Here is a 15,178-nt window from a genome sequence, read left to right as displayed (position 1 = left end):
CCATTCCGTCATCGCGATCATGGGGGATAGATGACGCAGACAGGCGATGCGATGCGCGCAGAAGCGCTCGACTGGATCATAAGGCAACGCGACCCCGCGTTCGACGACTGGGAGGCGTTCGGCGACTGGCTTGCCGGCGATCCCGGGCGCGCGGACCTCTATCATGCCATGGCCGTGGCGGAGGAGGATGCGGCGGCGCTGCTGGCGACGGCGAAGCCGGCTTCCCTGGCGCCTGCCGCCGTGGCGCGCGCGCCGTTGTGGCGGCGGCCCTGGGTGGGTGGTGCGGTGGCGGCTTTGCTGCTCGTCGTGCTCGGCTTCGTCTTCATGGCGCAGCGTCCTTCGCTCTATGCGGTCGAGACCCGGCCGGGCGTGCACCGACAGATCGCGCTGGCGGGGGGTACGACGATCGATCTCAACGGCGGCAGCCGCATCCTGCTCGATCGCAAGGACCCGCGTCGCGCGACGCTGGAACGCGGCGAGGCGATGTTCGCGGTGGTGCATGACGCCGATCATCCGTTCGAGGTGAAGGTCGGCAACGCGCTGCTGCGCGACGTGGGAACGGCGTTCAACGTCACGCGCGACCGGGGCGTGACCACGGTCGCGGTTTCCGAAGGCGAAGTCGTCTACAATCCGGGCGCCGAGGGCGTCAGCCTGCCGGCGGGTCGGATGCTGCGCGCGGCCGATGCGGACGCCAATGTCAGCGTCGCCGACATTGCGCCCGATCGCGTCGCGAGCTGGCGCGCAGGGCGGCTGATCTATGACGGCGCCGTGCTCTCCGACGTAGCGGACGATCTTTCGCGCAATCTGGGCCAGACGGTTTCGGTATCGCCCGCCATCGCCGCGATGCCGGTGCGCGCGGTGATCGTTCTCGATCCCGATCATGATGCGGTGGTGAAGCGGCTGGCCGCCCTGCTCGGCGTATCGGCGCAGCGCGACGCGAGGGGCTGGATGCTGCACGCGGGAGCGCCGTGAAAGCAATAAGCCGCGCCTTGACGATCGGGGCGTTGGGTCTGGCGGCGACGGCCGTGCAGGCCGCCCCGCAATCCCGCCTCGACCTGCCCGCAGGGCGGCTGAGCGAAGCCGTGGCTGCGCTCAGCGCGCAGACCGGCGTCAGCGTCGCGACGATCGACCCGGCCTTGTGGAACCGCCGCGTGCCCGCCGTGCGCGGGCGGATGAGTGCGCGCGATGCGCTGGGCCGGCTGCTCGGCGGCAGCGGCGCGAAGGTCGTGGTAGTCGATGCGCAGACCTTGCGCATCGTGCCTGACAAGGCTGCGCCCGCGCGACGCAAGGTTGCGCCGGTGCCACTGCCGGCGGTCGCGGAATCGGGCGAGGATATCGTGGTGGTCGCGAGCAAGCGCGACACGCGGCTCCACGACTTTCCCGGCATGGCGAGCCTGTTCGACGGGGAGGATCTGCGTTTCGGTGGCGAACGCGGCACCGAATCGATCCTGATCAGGCTGGCCAGCGTCTCGTCGACGCATCTCGGCGCGGGGCGCAACAAGCTGTTCATCCGCGGTATCGCCGATTCGAGCTTCACCGGCCCGACGCAAGCGACGGTGGGCCAGTATCTGGGCGACCTGCGCCTGACCTACAATGCCCCCGATCCCGACCTCAGGCTTTACGACATGGCCTCGGTCGAGGTGCTCGAAGGGCCGCAGGCGACGCTATATGGTGCCGGATCGCTGGGCGGGATCATCCGGCTGGCGCCCAACACGCCCAAGCTCGGCCAGGTCGAGGGATCGGCATCAATGGGTTTCTCCTTCACCCAGCATGGCGATCCGGGCGCCGATCTGGGCGGGACGCTCAACCTGCCCGTCGCCGAAGGTGTGGCTGCGCGCGTGACCGGCTATGTCGTCAGCGATGGCGGCTATATCGACAATCCGCTGCTCGGCGAGAAGAACATCAACCGCACGCGCGTGACGGGCGGGCGCGCGACGCTGCGCTTTGCGCCGGGCGACGACTGGACGATCGATGTCGGCGGCGTGATCCAGTCGACGCACGGCGCCGACAGCCAATATGCCGATCGCGATGCGCCGGCGCTCACCCGGTCGAGTCCGATCGCGCAGGGTTTCGACAGCCTCTACAAGCTGGGCGAGCTGGTGATCGCGAAGGACTGGGGCGATCTGCGCTTCCTGTCCTCGACGGGGATCGTCGGGCAGAGCCTCGACGAGCGCTACGACGCCACCCAGCCAGGCGATACGCCGCGTCTCTTCACCCAGAATAACGTGACGCGGCTCTTCTCGACCGAGAATCGCCTGTCGCGGCCGATGATCGACGGCTGGGGCGGCGTGATCGGCGCGACCTATATCGACAATCGCACCCGAATCGCTCGCTCGCTCGGCCCGCTCGATGGGCTGGCGCCGGTGACGGGCGTCGTCAACCGCGTCCGCGAGGCGACCGTCTATGGCGAATTGAGCGTCCAGTTCGCGTCCTGGCTGACGGCGACGGCCGGCGGGCGCTATACCCATTCGCGGCTTTCGGGCGAAGGGCGCGATGTGTTCCGCGTGATTGACGCCGCGATGGCGAAGACGGCGGCGGCGCGCAGTGAAAATGCGCTGCTGCCTTCGGTCGCGCTGACCGCGACGCCGCTGTCGCGACTGACGGTCTATGCGCGCTATCAGGAAGGCTTCCGCCCCGGCGGGCTGGCGATCGAGGATGATTTCGTCCGCCGTTTTCGCAGCGACCGCGTTCGCGCGGCGGAAACGGGCTTCCGGATCGGAGCGCCGGGGCACGATCGCTTCGATTTCGCAGCCAGCCTGTCGCACACGCGCTGGGACGATATCCAGGCCGACTTCATCGACGCGGCGGGGCTGCCGAGCACGGCCAATATCGGCGACGGGCGCATCTGGTCGGTCGCGGTCAATGCCGGCTGGATGATCGTCCCCGGCCTGCGTATCGACGGCGGCGCGGCGTTCAACGACAGCAAGGTAACGCGGCCCGACGCCAACCTGTTCCGGCTGGCGCTCGCGCGGATGAGCCGGATCCCCAATGTCGCGCGCTATGCCGTGCGCGGGGGCGTCGACTATCGGACGCCGCTGAGCGGCGATCTCGACCTGCACGTCTCGGCGATGGCGCGCTATATCGGGCGGTCGCGGCTGGGCATCGGGCCGGAGCTTGGCGAGCCGCAGGGCAATTATCTCGATTCGTCGCTGTCGGCGCGCGTGGGGCGCGACCGGCTGGGGGTGACGATCAGCATCACCAACCTGACCGACGAGATCGGCAATCGCTTCGCGCTGGGCACGCCCTTCACCGGCGCGCTCAACGACCAGATCACGCCGCTTCGGCCGCGCACGCTGCGCATCGGGCTGGACAGCAGCTTCTAGGTCGCGGGAATCGGCGGGCGGCACGTTACGTCAAGGTTGGTTCGCCCTGGCTCCGTCTTTGCGGAGACCAAGGAGAATGACGAATGACTCTCGGAGTTGACGTGCGCCGGCTGCGCGATGCGAGCGTGCCTGCGGATGCCCCCGACATCGGCAGATTGCGCTGGCACGAAGAGCCGGCACCTGCTGCCACCGCTGCGGCGGACCAGTCCGCGCCCGCCGATGCGAAGGAACCGAACCGGCTTCAGCGCCTGCTGAAGCGGCCGCTGTTCCTGGCCGTGGTGCTGATCCCCAACCTGCTTTCGATCCTTTATTTCGGGCTGATCGCATCGCCGGTCTATACCTCGACCGCGTCGCTGATGGTGGTCAATCCGAAGCAGAGCGGGCCGAGCCTCAGCTCGCTGCTCGCCGGTGCCTCGGGGGACAGCTCGGAACAGGGCGGCTATATCCTCCAGAGCTATTTCGATAGCTGGGAAGCCTTTCAGGGCCTCGCCGCGCCGATGAAGCTGGCCGACCGTTTCCGCGAAGGCGATTTCGTCAGCCGCTATGGCGGGCTGGCCAGCCTGTTCCGCAGCACCGACGTGTCGCTGTGGCGCTATTTCCAGCGCAGCGTGAAGATCGAGATCGAACAGAAGAGCGGCATCGTCTCGCTTGAGGTCGACGCCTATGATCCGGGCTTCGCGACCGCGCTGGCGCAGCGCCTGCTCGCCGACGCTGTGCATCATATGGACCGGATGAACGACCGGCAGGTGCAGGATTATGTGGCGAGCGCGATCAATCGCAAACATGCGGTGGAAAAGGCGCTCGACGCCGATCTGGCCGAGCTTGCCCGCTATCGCGGCGCGACGGGCACCTATGATCCCAAGGATCTCTATCTCTCCAACCTGTCGCTGATGAACAGCCTCGCCATGCGCGAGACCGAGCTGAAGGCGCAGCGCGAATCGGTTGCCGGCGCGACGCCCAACAATCCGATGGCCGACAATCTCGGCAGCGCAATCGGCGCGGTCCGGCGCGACATGTCGAGCGCGCGGCAAGCATTTCCGGCGCTGGCGAAGAATTCGGCGCGCTACGAGAATCTGATCGTCTCGCGCGACAACCACATCGCCCAGCTCAACCAGGCCAATATGGCGGTGCAGGAGGCGCAGGCGAGCGCCGAAAAGAACCGCTATTATCTGAACGTCATCTCCAATCCGTCGCAGCCGCAGACGCCCGAGCATCCCCGCCGCCTGATGTGGATCGGCGGCATCCTGCTCGCGACGCTCATCCTCTGGGGGCTGCTGCGATGAACCGCTTCGACTATTTCCGCTGGCTGATCATTCCGCTGCTGTTCGGCACGGCAAGCTGCGCCGCGCTGCCCGGCACCGGGCCTTCGGCGCCTTCGATGGCGCGGAGCGACGTGGTCGAGATCGTGCATGTCACGCCCGAGGTCGCGGCGAAGGCCAGCACCGACGCGATCGGTGCGAACGAGGCCGGGGTCGACCGCGCGCTCGTCGCGCTGCGCCAGCCGATGCAGGTGCGCGAGTTCCGTTTCGGTGCGGGCGACGTGCTGAACGTCACGCTGTGGAGCTTCTCGCCCTGGCCGGGCGGCAGCGGCGGATCGGGCGGCAATCCGGGCGCGATCGCGCTCGGCAACTTCACCGTTTCGACCGACGGCGCGATCAGCCTGCCTTATGCCGGCCCCGTCGCGATCGCCGGCATGACCCCCATCGAGGCGCAGCAGGCGATCTCGCGCCGCTTCGCGGATCAGCGCATCCTCCAGCGCCCGACCGCGATGGTCGCTGTCGCCGCCTCGCCGCATTATGACGTGATGGTCACCGGGTCGGTCGGTCAGCCCAAGGCGGTCGGCTGGACGCCCGCCGGGCTGACGCTGGCGCAAGCGCTGACCCAGTCGCTGGGCGATGGCAACGCCATGCTGGGGCAGGGCGATCTTTCGGGCGACCGCGCGACCGTGCAGGTCAGCGTGCTGCGCGGCGACGCCGCCGCCGTCGATCTGCCGATCTCGGTCGCGCTGCGCGAGCGCATCCCGCTGCAGGCAGGCGACCGGGTGATCGTGCGCAAGGCGCCGGTGGTGAAGGTCACGGTGCTTGGCGGCGGCGCGCGCAAGGATGGCAGCTTCGCCTTCGGCAGGCAGCCGGTGCTGGCCGAGGCGCTGGCGGAGGCGTCCGGGCTCGACGGCAATGCCGCCAACGACAATGCGGTGTTCGTGATGCGCAGGCGCGCGGGCGACAGGCCGATCCTCTACGACTTTGCGTGGAACAGGCCGCAGGGGCTGATTGCTGCGCAGCAATTTCCGCTCGAGGATGGCGATCTAGTCTATATCGCCGAGGCGCCGATCGTTTCGATCCAGAAGGTCGTGGGGCTCCTCTTCCAGGTCACGCTGCCGGCGCAGGTGCTGAAATAAGCCCATGGCGCGGATCAGTGACTATCTGAAGCTCGCCGGCCTCAACGAGGCGGCGGCGGCAAGGGCTGCGCGCGGCATCGGCGGCTGGGACGATCTGCGCCGCTGGCTCGATCGGCACGGGGCGGAGGGCGTGCAGCCGCCGCCGCGCCGGCGATCGATCGTGCCGCCGCTCATCCCGCTGTCGTGGAAGGTCAATCTCCGCCGCCGCCTGATCGACGGGCGCACGACGGGGAAGGCGAATGCCGAGCCGGGCTGGGTCAGGGCCGTCGAATATCGCCAGCGCGTCACGCTCGCGCTTGCGGTCGCGGCGACCGCCGGCATCCTCTTTATGTCGAGCCTGATGCTGAAGGCGCAGCAGATGCCGCAGGCGACGCTCTACATCTACCTCGTCGTCTATGGGGTGATGACCTATTTCCTGTCGGCCAATTTCTTCAAGCTCGTGCTCGGCACATGGCACATGCTGCACGCGCCCGAAAATCGCTGGCACCCCTCGCAGACTGCGCGCGATCCGCGTGCAGGCGTGAAGGTCGCGATCGTCTTTCCCGTCTATCATGAGGATGTCGCGCGCGTGGCCGCCGGCATTGCGGCGACCTGGGAATCGATCGCGCGCAGCCATCCGCGCCTTGCCGGCTGCTTCGACACTTTCCTGCTCTCCGACAGCCGCAAGCTCGACTATTGGGTCGCGGAGGAAGCGGCCGTCCACCGGCTGCGCGAGGCTTTTCCGCAAGGCCGCTTCTTCTATCGCCGTCGCCCGACCAACCAGAATGCCAAGATGGGCAATATCGCCGATTTCTGCCGACGCTGGGGCGGCGACTATGATTATATGCTGGTGATGGATGCCGACAGCGTGATGGACGGCGACGCCGTCGTCTCGCTGCTGCGCATGATGGAAGGCAATCCGCGCGTCGGCATCCTCCAGACCAATCCCAAGCCGATCCTGCGCGAAAGCCTGTTCGGGCGGATGCAGCAATTCTCCGCGCGGCTTTATGGCTCGGTTTTCTCATACGGCCTGCAGGCCATGTATATGGGGCATGCCAGCTATATCGGGCACAATGCGATGATCCGCATGGAGCCCTTCATCGCGCATTGCATCCTGCCCGAGCTGACCGGTCCCGCGCCCTGGGGCGGCAAGCCGCTGTCGCACGATATCGTCGAATCGGCGATGATGGCGCGCGCGGGCTATGAGGTCTGGTTCCTGACCGAAGTCGAGGGCAGCTATGAGGAGATGCCCGCCAACATCCTCGGCTATCTGATGCGCGAGCGGCGCTGGATGCAGGGCAATCTGCAGCATCTGCGCCTGCTGTTCATCGGCGGGCTGCGCGCGATCCACCGCGAGACCTTCCTCAGCGGATCGATGGGCTATGTCGCCGCGCCGCTCTGGGCGATGTTCCTCGTCGTCTCAGCCTATGGGATGCTCAATTTCCTCAATCACGGCCTGCTCGCGATCGGCAGCCTGCGCCAGATCGAGATGCCGATGCTGATGCTGCTCATCTCGTCGCTGGTCTTCCTGTTCCTGCCGCGCATCGTCGCGCTCGTGCTGCACCTCAGGCACGACAAGGCGCGGCTTTACGGCGGCAAGGCCAAACTCGTCTGGTCGGTGCTGATCGAGACGATCTTCTCGCTCTTCTTCTCGCCGCTGATGATGATCTTCGTCACGCGCTTCATCTGGCTGTGGATCAAGCGCAAGGGGATCAGCTGGGGCGTGCAGGATCGCGGCGATGCGCCGCTGCCCTGGGCGGCGTGCACGCGCCATTTCGGCTGGGTCAGCGCGATCGGGCTCGCCGCGCTCGCGACGATGGTCTGGCAGGTGGTGAATGTCCCGCACACGCAGAAGATGCTGTTCAGCGCGATGTCGGGCGGCTGGGCGCGGCCGAGCGACCTGATCCTGTGGTTCTCGCCGATCCTGATCGGCTTCACCACGAGCATCTGGATCGCGCGCTATTCGAGCCTGAGCTTCCCCGCGCTCAGGGCGCGCCGGCTGTTCTGCATCCCCGAGGAAGTCGAAGAGCCGGCGGTGGTGCGTGCGGTCGGGCTATGGGAACATCGGCTGGCCCGCGTGTTGCCGCGCCTCGAAGCCGATGAGAGCGTGCTCGACCAGGCGCTCGTCGATCCCCATTTCTACGTGCATCACCGGCGCGAGACACGGGCGCGACCACGCATCGCCGATCGTCTGCTGCCGCGGATCAGGGCGCGCGCGAAGCTGTCGGAGCGCGACATGCTGCTGGCGTTCAGCGAGCGCCGCTGCTTCGACGAGCTTTATGCGATGCGCGCGGCGCGTTTGGGCTGAGGCGTTTCTTTTCCGTCATTGCGAGCACAGCGAAGCAATCCAGTCAGGCGCCTGGCATCGTCTGGATTGCTTCGCTGCGCTCGCAATGACGGGGGGTCAGAGCATAGCGGCGAAAGCCGGGGACAGGATTTCGCGATAAGCGTCGCCGTTGCGCATGATCCAGCGCGCGGCGATGCCATGTTCGTCGGCAAGGATCGGGCCTCCGGTGGCGCCGGCAACGGTCAGCGCCGTCGCCCACGCATCGGCGATCATCGCGCTGGGGTGGCAGACGCTCACCGCCAGAGCATCGACCAGCGGCATGCCGGTGCGCGGGTCGATCGTGTGCGGGCCGCGCACATAATCGCCCGACGTCGCGACCGCCAACTGGTGAAGCGCGATGCGCAAAGGCTCGACGCCCGTCGCCGGGGTTTCGAGATCGACCCACCAGGGATCGAGATCGGGGCACACGCCGCGCCCGACCAGTTCGCCCCCCACCTCGACAAGCGCATGGGCAATGCCGTGCGCCGCAAGCAGATCGGCCACCGCATCGACCGCATGGCCCTTGGCGATTCCCGACAGGTCGAGCCACAGCCCGCCCGGCTGGCGCAGACGCCGCGCGGCGGGATCGAAGGACAATGCGCGCCAGCCCGACTGGCCCAGCGCCCCGGCGATCGCGGTCTGCGACGGCGGCTGGCTCGCCGGCCTCGGGCCGATGCCCCACAGGTCGGTCAGCCGACCCATCGTGGGATCGAAGGCGCCTTCGCCGGCCTCGGCGATGGCGAGGCCGGCGGCGACGACATGGGCGAAATCGGGCGGCAGCGAGAACCAGCTGCCGGCGGGGGCAGCGTTGAAGCGGCTGAGCAGCGAATCCGGCCGCCAATGGCTCATCTCGTCGACGATCGTGGCGAGGCGCGCTTCGATCGCAGACTGGATCGCCAGCACCACGCAGCCGCGCGGCGCGGCGAAGCGCACCGTCCAATAGGTGCCCATCGTCTCCCCTGCGAGATCGACGATGGGCAGGCTGTCATCGTGCCCCGCGAACGCCGCCGCCGAGAGATGCTCGGGAACGGCGATACGCGGGACGGCCGACAAAGCGATCATTCAGGGCGCCATCACCTCGACGGTCGTGGTGAAGCCCATACGGCGCTCGGTCGCGCGCGGTTCGCTCGGCTTGTTGTCGGTCAGCGTGGCGTTCAGCCAGTACATGCCCGCCGTCGGCCAGTTGATCGTCGCGACGCCGTCGGCGCCCGTCGTCACCTCGAAACCGCCTTCGGCATCGCGGTAGCGCTTGCCGCCAGGGATGATGGTGACCTTGAGGCCGCTCGCCGGCTTGCCGTCGACGAGGAACCTGAACTTCGCCGGCTCGCCCGCGACCAGCTCGTCGGGGTGCGTGATCGGCGACAGCTCGAGCCCCTTGCCGGTCGGCGTGAACACCGTCGTCGTCGGTTCGCCCGAGGTGACGAAGATATAGTTGCGGTTGATCGTCTCGGTCAGCTTGACGTCGGTTGCATCGGCCGGAATTTCAGCGACGGTTGCAACAGACGGGCGCTGAGCGCCGGCCTGAGGACCACCCGGACCACCCGGACCACCCGGACCACCCGGAGGACCGCGGCGGCCGCCGACCCGGCGTTCCTCGCCATTGACCTTGAAGCTGCCCATCACGCCCGACATCTCGGTGCCGATCTTCCACGTGCCCGGCTTGTCGAGATGCACGTCGAAGGTCGAGCGATAGCGGCCGGTGGAGCCATTCTCGATCTTGCCCGGCGTGCCGTCGGGCTGCCACACCTTCACGCCGTCTAGGCGGAAGGGCTGGTGATCGGCGAAGAACAGGTCGTTGGAGACGGCGGCGTCGACCGTCACCCACGGATCCTGGCCCGAGAAGATCGTGCCCGAAGGCAGCAGCCACTGGCGGTGAGCCTGGGCGGGGGCGGCAAGCGGCAGCAGCGCGGCTGCAGCGAGCATCAGCAGGTTTGAACGCTTCATCGTTGAGCCTTTCAGCGAGCGGAGAGAGTGACGGCGCCGAGCTCGCCCTTGCCCGAGGCGGAGGCCGGCTTGGTCGGGACGGACAGCGGAACGGAGACGAGCTCACGCCCGCCGGTTTCGCGCGCGGCCTCGATGTTCAGCACATATTGGCCGGGCTTGAGGTCGGCGGGCAGCGGGATGGTGTAGGCGCCCGGCGCGCGCGTCGCACCGCTCACGCCGTCGGCCGGCATCTTGAGGCTGCGGCCGCCCTTGCGCCACCATGTGCGCAGATCGGCAAGCCATTTGGTGCCCGGCTCGTTCCCGCCCTTCTTGACGTCGTACCAGACGAAGACAGTGCGGGCTGCGCCGCCGCCCGCCGGCTCGATCCAGCCCGCGACATAGGGGCGGTGATATTCGGCGACGTTGAGGCGCGGGATGGTGACGGTCACCGTACCGGCGGCTGCCGGCGCGGCGATCACGCCGCCGATCAGGACAAGGGAAGAGCTACGCATAGGCCAGAGCACCTTCAGTGGATGAACAGGATGGCGAGAATGAGCGGAATGGCGAGGCTCAGCCCCACCAGCGGCCAGGTCGACGGGCGATGCTTGGCGTGAAGCTGGAGGAGGAGCAGGCCGGTGAGCGTGAAGAGCAGGCAGAAGCCCGCGAAGATATCGATGAACCACGACCATGCGCCGCCGGTGTTGCGCCCCTTGTGCAGGTCGTTGAGGTAGGAGATCCAGCCCCGCGTCGTCACTTCGGCGCTGATGTCGCCGTTCGCGCGGTCGATGCTCACCCAGGCGTCGCCGCCCGGGCGCGGCATTGCGACATAGACTTCGGCATCGGACCATTCGCCCGGCTTGCCCGCCGGATCGAGACCGACCTTGCGCTTCACCATATCGGCGACTGCGGGGGGCAGTGGCGCGCTGGCGCTGGCCGGATGGGCAAGCTGCGCGAGCAGTTCGGAGGGCAGCGTCGCCGAGCGATCGGTGACGACGGGCCTCGCCTCGATCGACGCCGCATGATTGAGCGTGATGCCCGTCGCCGCGAACAGCAGCATTCCGGCAAGCGACACCGCCGCGCTGATCCAGTGCCAGGTGTGAAGCTGCTTCAGCCACCATGTGTGCCGCTTCTTGCGCTTCGGCCCGGCGCGCGCCGGCGCTCCGCCGCCTGGCCCATTCGCGGCAGCCGCCTCCGTTCGCTGCGTATCGGCGGGCATGGCAAGAGGGTCGGTCAGGGTCGGCTCCAGGGGGAATGCAACTGACAATTGGGCGCACAAAGCTCCGGCGGACCAACGCGCGACCGTCGTATTGATAATTAGTCGCAATAATGCGCGGACGGGGAATCGCAAGCCATTTTCTCCGCCGCTTGCGCCCCCGTTTCGGGAGGTGGCGCAGCCGTCCGGCTGCGTAGATTCACGGACAGGCTCGACCTTTCGGACGCGAAAGGCTATGCGAATGCTTCTCAATAGTCATATCGCGGAGCGTTGGGGCAATGATCAGGGGCGGCGAGACATGCTGAGCGGCGGCGGCGATGCGCTGGCGCTCGAGCCTGAATCGAGCACCGACTCGACAGGCGGTCGGGCTGTCCGCACGCTCAAGCCCGTTCCCTTTGAACCCTCGCGCTATGGTGCGGGCGGCAAGCATCGCCCCGTTGCGCTGATCGCGTCCTGCGCCATCGTCGGTGTCGCCTTTGCGAGCCTGCTTCTTCATCATGGCCCGCACTTCAAGCATCACCGGCACGAACTCCACGTCATCAACCTGATGCCACCTCCCCCGCCGCCGCCCGCCGAGCCGGACAAGCCGCTCGATATCAAGGTTGCGCAGCCGCAGGTCGTCGTGCCGCCGCCGATCGTTCAGATCGCGGCGCCAGTCGTCAATCCGGTACATACCACGCCGACACCGCCGCCCGTCCAGGCCGCGGTGGTCGCCCCCGCTCCGGCGCCCGCGCCCGTGCGTATGGCCGGGCCGGTCGACGGGGTCGATCTGTCGACGAAGATGATCTCGGCAACGCCGCCGCGCTACCCGCTCGAATCGCGCCGCAAACATGAGCAGGGCACGGTCGTGCTGTCGGTGCTTCTCTCGCTCGACGGAGCGGTCGAAAGCGTTTCGGTCGCGCAATCGAGCGGGTTCGAAAGGCTCGACAGCGCCGCGCTGGTCGCCGTCAGGGGCTGGCGCTGGTTGCCGACAATGCGTGGTGGGGAAGCCGTCAGGGTCAAGGGGCTGGTCAAGATTCCCTTCATGCTGAGCCCCGCCGGGAACCACGCCTGACATTCGTCGGCAAACGGGGCCCATCATCGGTCGGGAGCTTGTTTGAAATCCGCGAGCGCCGCTCTCAAGCGCGCAGAAGAAAAGCGGCCCCCGAGTTACCTCCGGAGCCGCCTTCCCTCGAGTGCGCGACCCTCAGAACTTGAAGCGACCGCCGAAATAGAATTGCCGGCCGGTGTGGTGGTAGACGCTTAACCGGTCGGCGGCGCTGTCGATATACTGATCGATATAGGTGTCGGTGAGGTTGAGTGCCTCGACCGTCAGCGTGAAGTTCTTGGTGATCTTGAGCGAGGCCTGCGCATCGATCGTCGTCGTGCCGTGCGTGCCCTCGACATTGTTATAGGTCGGCTGGCCGGCAGTCGCGGCGGGCGGGCTCACGCCGTTGCGGCCGGGGACGTTGGTCAGATAGCCGCTGCGATAGGCAAGCGAGCCGCGCAGCGAGAAGCGCTCATCCTCATAGTAGAGCGTCGCGTTGGCGCTGTGCTTCGACAGATTGACCAGCGGCTGGGTGATCGAGGGCGCATTGGCCGCGGTCGAGAGCGGGTAAGTGATCTTCGAGTCGACATAGGTGTAGTTCGCCTGCACGCCGGTATGCGTAAGGAAGCCGGGCAGGAATTTGAACGGCGTCTGGAAGCCGACTTCGATGCCCTTCAGCGATCCGCCCTTGGAATTGATCGGCTGGGTGACCGTGAACAGATCGGTCGGCAGCACTGTCGTGCCGTTCAGGAAACTGTCGGGCAGCCCGAGCTGATTGAACGGAATCTGCTGCGCCGTCGTCGCGACGAAGCTGGAGATATCCTTGTAGAACAACCCGACGACGATCGCCGATTGCGGCGCGAAATACCATTCGAACGACAGGTCGTAGTCAGTCGCCTTGGTCGGATCGACATAGGGGTTGCCGCGCGTATAGGTGCGGTTGCCGCCCGAGATGCTGAACGAACCGCCCGGCGAGAGATTGCCGAGGTCGGGCCGCGCCATCACACGCGCGATACCCGCGCGGGCGATGAAATTGGACGTGATGTTGAGGCTGAGGTTCGCGGAGGGCAGCCAGTTGCCGTAGCTGCGGCTCGCCGTGATCAGCGACGGATTGGCCGCGCCGCCCGAATAGCCGCTCGAAAATTGCCGCGTGTCGACATAGCGCACGCCGGCGTCGCCGCGCAGCTCCATGCCGGCGATCTCGGTTTCGAATACGGCTTGCGCGAAGCCGCCGAGATCGCGCTCACGCACTTCGCGCCAATTGCCCTGTGCGCTGTTGTTGTTGATGCCGGTCAGCGCATAGGTGCCGCTGTTGGAATAAATGTTCAAAGCGCTCGCGAAGGCGGCGAGATTGGGGATGACGAAGCTGTGGGGCGTGCCGTTGGTCGGCGTTCCGCTGCTGATCGAGTAGAGCTGGGATAGCGACGCGAGCTGCCCCGCCGCGAGCGTCGGCACCGCGGTTTCGCTCGTCCGGCGATATTCCTCGCTGCTATAGGTATAGCGCTTGTAATCGCCGCCGACGCGGATCTTGATCCCCTCGATCACGTCGAACTCGATCTGGGCGCGACCGACGCGGAAATCATTGTCGACATATTGCGGGCGCAGCCGGATCTCCGAAAGCGTGAAGGCGTTGGGATTGGTGACGTTCAGATTGCCATAGCCAAGCGTCGGCATGCGCCCGTCGGTGAAGTCGTAATTATAGCCCTGGACGTTGTTCGCATCGAGCGTGATCGTCGTTTGGATCGGGTTCGAGAATTGCGAGCGCGAATAGCCGCCGAGCAGGTCGAAGCGGATATGCTCGCCCAGATCCTGATGCAGGTTCGCGGTATATTGCTGGAATTTGGTCTCCAGCTTGTCGAAGCGCGATTCGACGCGGACGTCGACATTGTTGAACGTGCCCTTGACGAGGCTGTTGGTGGCGTCGACTTCGGCGCCCGGCAGGATCACCGTCTGCGGCTTGCCCGTGCCCGATCGGCTGAACGAGATCGCCTCCAGATATTGCTCTGACCGGTCCGACTTGAAGTTGGCGTAGAGCGCGTCGATCGTCAGCAGCGTATGCTCGGTCGGCTGGAACTGGATCGATCCGGTCAGGCCGAGGCGCTTGGTCTTGTACAGATAGCTGTCGTAACGCGGAATGCGCGGGGCGAAGAAGGCAAAGCCCTGATTGGCGCCGGTCGGCAGCGTCGACAGCGGGCTGAACCCGCCATTGTCGGTGCCGCGTTCCCAGCGCACGGTCGAGGGGCCTTCCTCGCGGATGCCGCGCTCGCTGTAGGCGGCGGACAGCAGGATACCGATCTTGCCGTCGGCGAGCTTGGCCGAAACCAGCGCGGCCAGCCGCGGGTCGACCGCGTTGGACAGATCGTTGAGGCCGACCTGGCCTGAACCGGCCAGCGTGAAATCGTCCTTATAGTCGAAGGGGCGGGCGGTCTGGAGATCCACGGTCGCGCCGAGCGAGCCTTCCTCGACATCGGCCGAGGCGGTCTTGCGCACGGTGATCGCGTTGAACAGCTCGGACGCAAAGACGTTGAAGTCGAAGGCGCGGCTGCGGTTCGCACCGCCCGACGAGTCGGCGCCGCCGGTGGTCGACAGGCCCTCGATCCCGTTGATGCGGACGCGGGTGAAGATCGGCCCCAGGCCGCGCACGGTGATCTGGCGGCCTTCGCCCTGATCGCGCGTGATCGTCACGCCCGGAATGCGCTGGATCGATTCGGCGAGATTGTTGTCGGGGAATTCGGCGATGTCCTCGGCCTTGATGACGTCGACGATGCCCACCGCGTCACGCTTGGCGGTCAATGCCGAATTGAGGCTGGCGCGAAAGCCGGTGACGACGATGTCGTCGACTGCCGCATCCACGCCGTCGGCCTCTGCGATCTGCGCCTGCGCCGCGCCGGCAACGCCCGCCGCAAGCGCGAAAGCCGAAGCCGCCCCCAGCCATGTCGTCGCGATAGTGCCGCCTGCCGTCTTCATCAAAAACCTCCCCTTCGTTCTG

Annotated in this window: 11 protein-coding genes; 6 read left to right on the top strand and 5 right to left on the bottom strand. The window is 66.9% G+C overall.

Going from position 1 to position 15,178, the window contains the following annotated elements; all coding sequences use genetic code 11:
* The first annotated feature begins 30 nt into the window (after positions 1-30).
* From AC3WT0_RS15150 to mdoH, 5 genes are all read left to right on the top strand, one after another.
* On the top strand, positions 31-972 hold the full coding sequence (locus tag AC3WT0_RS15150; RefSeq protein WP_492754272.1) for a FecR family protein: 942 nt from the start codon (positions 31-33) through the stop codon (positions 970-972).
* The gene (locus tag AC3WT0_RS15145; RefSeq protein WP_492754270.1) at positions 969-3,323 is read left to right on the top strand and encodes a TonB-dependent receptor; all 2,355 of its coding nucleotides are present in this window, start codon (positions 969-971) and stop codon (positions 3,321-3,323) included. The genes AC3WT0_RS15150 and AC3WT0_RS15145 overlap by 4 nt, the downstream gene beginning before the upstream one ends.
* Positions 3,324-3,406: 83 nt before the next feature.
* Positions 3,407-4,606 (top strand): KpsE/RkpR family capsule polysaccharide export protein, encoded by a 1,200-nt coding sequence (locus AC3WT0_RS15140; protein WP_492754269.1) that lies wholly within the window; start codon positions 3,407-3,409, stop codon positions 4,604-4,606.
* Positions 4,603-5,721 carry a polysaccharide biosynthesis/export family protein gene (locus AC3WT0_RS15135; RefSeq protein ID WP_492754268.1) on the top strand — a complete coding sequence of 373 codons (1,119 nt, stop codon included), beginning with the start codon at positions 4,603-4,605 and terminating at the stop codon, positions 5,719-5,721. The genes AC3WT0_RS15140 and AC3WT0_RS15135 overlap by 4 nt, the downstream gene beginning before the upstream one ends.
* 4 nt (positions 5,722-5,725) lie before the next feature.
* A complete protein-coding gene (mdoH, locus tag AC3WT0_RS15130; protein ID WP_492754266.1) occupies positions 5,726-8,008 on the top strand; it encodes a glucans biosynthesis glucosyltransferase MdoH in 2,283 nt (760 codons plus the stop codon).
* Positions 8,009-8,104: 96 nt separating this feature from the next.
* On the opposite strand, the gene AC3WT0_RS15125 is transcribed toward mdoH, so the two are convergent.
* The 4 genes from AC3WT0_RS15125 to AC3WT0_RS15110 are packed head-to-tail and all read right to left on the bottom strand — an operon-like array spanning position 8,105 to position 11,165.
* Entirely contained in the window at positions 8,105-9,088 is a 984-nt protein-coding gene (locus tag AC3WT0_RS15125; protein ID WP_492754265.1) for an FAD:protein FMN transferase, read from the bottom strand.
* Positions 9,089-9,970 carry a DUF4198 domain-containing protein gene (locus AC3WT0_RS15120; RefSeq protein ID WP_492754264.1) on the bottom strand — a complete coding sequence of 294 codons (882 nt, stop codon included), beginning with the start codon at positions 9,968-9,970 and terminating at the stop codon, positions 9,089-9,091.
* Positions 9,971-9,981: 11 nt separating this feature from the next.
* Entirely contained in the window at positions 9,982-10,461 is a 480-nt protein-coding gene (locus AC3WT0_RS15115; protein ID WP_492754262.1) for a DUF2271 domain-containing protein, read from the bottom strand.
* Between the two features lie 14 nt (positions 10,462-10,475).
* The gene (locus tag AC3WT0_RS15110) at positions 10,476-11,165 is read right to left on the bottom strand and encodes a PepSY-associated TM helix domain-containing protein (RefSeq protein ID WP_492754323.1); all 690 of its coding nucleotides are present in this window, start codon (positions 11,163-11,165) and stop codon (positions 10,476-10,478) included.
* 238 nt (positions 11,166-11,403) lie between these two features.
* Between AC3WT0_RS15110 and AC3WT0_RS15105 the strand changes: the two genes are divergently transcribed.
* Complete coding sequence (locus tag AC3WT0_RS15105; protein WP_492754261.1) at positions 11,404-12,216, top strand: energy transducer TonB; 813 nt, start codon at positions 11,404-11,406, stop codon at positions 12,214-12,216.
* A gap of 132 nt (positions 12,217-12,348) precedes the next feature.
* Here AC3WT0_RS15105 and AC3WT0_RS15100 read toward each other — a convergent pair whose 3' ends face one another.
* Positions 12,349-15,156, bottom strand: a complete 2,808-nt coding sequence (locus AC3WT0_RS15100; protein ID WP_492754260.1) for a TonB-dependent receptor — start codon at positions 15,154-15,156, stop codon at positions 12,349-12,351.
* Between the last annotated feature and the right edge of the window lie 22 nt (positions 15,157-15,178).

It is taken from the genome of Sphingomonas sp. EU05-FHT14C10, assembly GCF_058790595.1.
The sequence above is the reverse complement of the archived record's forward strand: the minus strand, read 5'-3'. Positions and strand labels throughout refer to the sequence as shown.

Excerpts from the sequence above, each read along its gene's own strand:
- AC3WT0_RS15150 (WP_492754272.1), top strand. The coding sequence starts at position 31 with ATGACGCAGACAGGCGATGCGATGCGCGCAGAAGCGCTCGACTGGATC.
- AC3WT0_RS15140 (WP_492754269.1), top strand. The coding sequence starts at position 3,407 with ATGACTCTCGGAGTTGACGTGCGCCGGCTGCGCGATGCGAGCGTGCCT.
- AC3WT0_RS15135 (WP_492754268.1), top strand. The coding sequence starts at position 4,603 with ATGAACCGCTTCGACTATTTCCGCTGGCTGATCATTCCGCTGCTGTTC.
- mdoH (WP_492754266.1), top strand. The coding sequence starts at position 5,726 with ATGGCGCGGATCAGTGACTATCTGAAGCTCGCCGGCCTCAACGAGGCG.
- AC3WT0_RS15125 (WP_492754265.1), bottom strand. The coding sequence starts at position 9,088 with ATGATCGCTTTGTCGGCCGTCCCGCGTATCGCCGTTCCCGAGCATCTC.
- AC3WT0_RS15120 (WP_492754264.1), bottom strand. The coding sequence starts at position 9,970 with ATGAAGCGTTCAAACCTGCTGATGCTCGCTGCAGCCGCGCTGCTGCCG.
- AC3WT0_RS15115 (WP_492754262.1), bottom strand. The coding sequence starts at position 10,461 with ATGCGTAGCTCTTCCCTTGTCCTGATCGGCGGCGTGATCGCCGCGCCG.
- AC3WT0_RS15110 (WP_492754323.1), bottom strand. The coding sequence starts at position 11,165 with ATGCCCGCCGATACGCAGCGAACGGAGGCGGCTGCCGCGAATGGGCCA.
- AC3WT0_RS15105 (WP_492754261.1), top strand. The coding sequence starts at position 11,404 with ATGCTTCTCAATAGTCATATCGCGGAGCGTTGGGGCAATGATCAGGGG.
- AC3WT0_RS15100 (WP_492754260.1), bottom strand. The coding sequence starts at position 15,156 with ATGAAGACGGCAGGCGGCACTATCGCGACGACATGGCTGGGGGCGGCT.